Genomic DNA, 2,770 nt, shown 5'->3' on the forward strand with positions numbered 1-2,770 from the left:
AAGGGCCCGCAACTGCTGAGCTTCGTCCTCGCTGAGGACCAGCGGAGGCATCGGACGACCAAGCGCCACAGGGCACCTCGGGTGACACCCCTGATTTTAGCTGTTATTTCCAGGACGGGACACTAGGAGTTTGTTGCCTATAGCGCCCAGCAGCACTGGCAGCACTGGCAGCACAACTCGGCTGCTCATCTGCAGCACTGCTAGTTTACTTCTTGAGCTGCGTCGATGTGGGCTGATTCCGCCTCAGCCTCACCCGCCGAGGCCTCTGCTCCTCATAGTGTCGCTGCTGCCATGGCCTGCTGCTGCGATCGCGTGAACCGGAACAACTTGAGCAGGTTTCGCGTGACAGCGATCAGGTGCCAGTCGGCGTCGACCTTCTCTAGCCCCTCAGGAGAAAGTGCCGCAGGCCCCGAGCCTCTTTGATCTGACCGTTCACCGGTTCCGCGATCGCCTTGCGCTGGGAGTAGATCCTGGACCTCTTCTTGCTTCTGAGCTTGCGGGCCATGCGGGCTTTGGCGTCGGCATCCTTGGGCATCGGACCCCATTTCGGCGACGGTGGCTGCCCGTGCGGCAGACGGCCGGTGGCGATGTAGGCGTCGATGCCTTGATCAGCGCAGGCCTTGGCGTTGTCCTCGCTCCAATAGCCCGCATCCATCGTCATCACATCGGGCAGTACTCCGGCTGTGGCTGCAATGCGCTGCAGCATGGGTTTGAGGTGCTCGACATCCGGCGGCTGGTTGCTCACGCCCACCGGCACGATGACCTGATGGTCGCTGTCCACCGCCAGCCGCTGGCGCGTTGATCCCGGAGATCGTGCGTCGGGGCTTTCAGGACCTGCTGGAGGCCGAGGTTTCCGCGTTCACCGGAGCCCAACTCCACGAGCGTTGCCCCGATCAGCGCTCTACGCACCGCAACGGCTACCGCAGGCGACTGCTCACCACCCAGGTGGGCGACCTGACCCTGGCCATCCCAAAGCTGAGGCAGGGCAGCTTCTTCCCCGACTGGCTGGAGCCCCGACGGCGGATCGACAAGGCCATCTACGCCGTGGTGATGGAGGCCTACACCGGCGGCATCTCCACCCGCAAAGTCGACGCCCTGGTGGAGGCTCTGGGCGGCGACAGCGGCATCTCCAAATCGGAGGTGAGTCGCATCTGCCAGGGCCTTGATGAGCAGGTCAAAGCCTTTCTGGGCCGGCCACTGGAGCATGCCAGCTTCCCCTACGTCTACCTCGACGCGACCTACCTTCACGGCCGTCTGGGCCGCAACATGCAGGTGGTCTCCCGGGCGGTGGTGGTGGCGATCGGGATCAATGCCCTCGGCTACCGCGAGGTACTGGGAATCGCCGTGGGCGACAGCGAAGCCGAGGGCTTCTGGCGCCAGTTCCTGGGCTCACTCAAAGAGCGTGGCCTGACTGGCACGCGGCTGGTGATTTCGGATGCCCACCTGGGGCTGACAGCCGCGATCAAGCGCATGTTCCAGGGCAGCAGCTGGCAGCGGTGCCGAGTGCACTTCCTGCGCAACCTCCTGAGTCATGTCCCAAAGGTTGGCCAGGACATGGTGGCGGCGGCGATGAAAGCGGTGTTCGTGATCCAGAAGCCTGAGCAGGTCAGAGCCCACTGGCAGCAGGTCACCGAGATGCTGCGCAAGCAGTTCCCCGGCGCCGTGCCCGTGATGGAAGCCGCCCGGGACGACGTGCTGGCCTTCCTGCACTTCCCCCAGGAGCACTGGCGCAAGATCTGGAGCACCAACCCGCTCGAGCGCCTCAACAAGGAGATCAAACGCCGCACCAACGTGGTCGGCATCTTCCCCAATGACGCCGCGATCGTGCGGTTGGTGGGCAGTCAGCTGCTGGAGCAGCAGGAGGAATGGCAGCTGGAGCGCCGCCGCTTCTTCTCCGAGGCCACCATGGCCAAAATCCCCGAGCTCGAGGAAATGTTGGAGCCCACCGATGGTGATCCGGCCAAGCGGGCGGCAGTAGCCATGAGCTGAAACGCACCAACTCCTTCCTCGATCTACACGAATCCCCTCGATCGCTGAGTTGCACATTCAGCGATCAGGGTTCATAGTGGAACGATGGAGCTGCGCAATCAGCTCCCAAGCAGTCATCCCCTGACTGCTCCTGATCACCCTCCTGAAAGGGTCACAGGACCTCCTGAGTTACACCACTCGCAGGGGCGCTACCAATCAAAACGATGCCCCCGGCTGCCTTAGAGGCATCCGGGGGCTCTCGCCGGGTCCGCTCTTGGCGCGGAACCGTTTGATCAAGGGGGTGGCGCCGCGATCAGCAGGCGTTCTCCGCGATCAGCAGACCCTGGGTCGAACAACTGGGACTCATGGACACCTCCTCCTCGGGGATGGATGACAGCCGGCGATGCCTTCGGCGGATACTCTCCCGGAGGAGGGAACCTGCCACACCACTGCTGCCAGAACAAGTGAATTCTAGCCAAGAAAAAAGGTGCCCCGCTGAGGGACACCTTGGATCGAGCAAATCCTGAAGCCTGGTGGAGGGATCAGAGAGCGTTGCCGCGGGGCAGAACCTCTTCAGGGAAGACGAAGTTTTCGTGCGGCTGGTCGGCCGGGGCCATCCAGGCCCGCAGACCTTCATTCAGAAGGATGTTCTTCGTGTAGAAGGTCTCGAATTCGGGATCCTCAGCGGCGCGGATCTCCTGCGACACGAAGTCGTAGGCACGCAGGTTGAGGGCCAGGCCGATGATGCCGATGCTGCTGGTCCACAGACCCATCACCGGCACGAACAGCATGAAGAAGTGCA

At 63.0% G+C, this 2,770-nt stretch carries 2 protein-coding genes and 1 pseudogene; 1 reads left to right on the forward strand and 2 read right to left on the reverse strand.

Annotated features, from left to right (window positions below; translation table 11 throughout):
- Positions 1-379: 379 nt before the first annotated feature.
- Positions 380-781 carry a transposase gene (locus tag VB716_RS04515; RefSeq protein WP_323269849.1) on the reverse strand — a complete coding sequence of 134 codons (402 nt, stop codon included), beginning with the start codon at positions 779-781 and terminating at the stop codon, positions 380-382.
- A gap of 17 nt (positions 782-798) precedes the next feature.
- Here VB716_RS04515 and VB716_RS04520 point away from each other — a divergent pair, with 17 nt between their 5' ends.
- Positions 799-1,989, forward strand: coding sequence for an IS256 family transposase (locus VB716_RS04520; RefSeq protein ID WP_323269851.1), 1,191 nt, complete (start codon positions 799-801; stop codon positions 1,987-1,989).
- Positions 1,990-2,510: 521 nt separating this feature from the next.
- On the opposite strand, the pseudogene VB716_RS04525 reads toward VB716_RS04520, so the two are convergent.
- Positions 2,511-2,770 (reverse strand): annotated as a pseudogene (locus VB716_RS04525) (photosystem II D2 protein (photosystem q(a) protein)); the annotation flags it as partial.

Origin of the sequence: Synechococcus sp. CCY9201 (genome assembly GCF_034931105.1) — a bacterium.
Classification (GTDB): Bacteria; Cyanobacteriota; Cyanobacteriia; order PCC-6307; family Cyanobiaceae; genus CBW1002.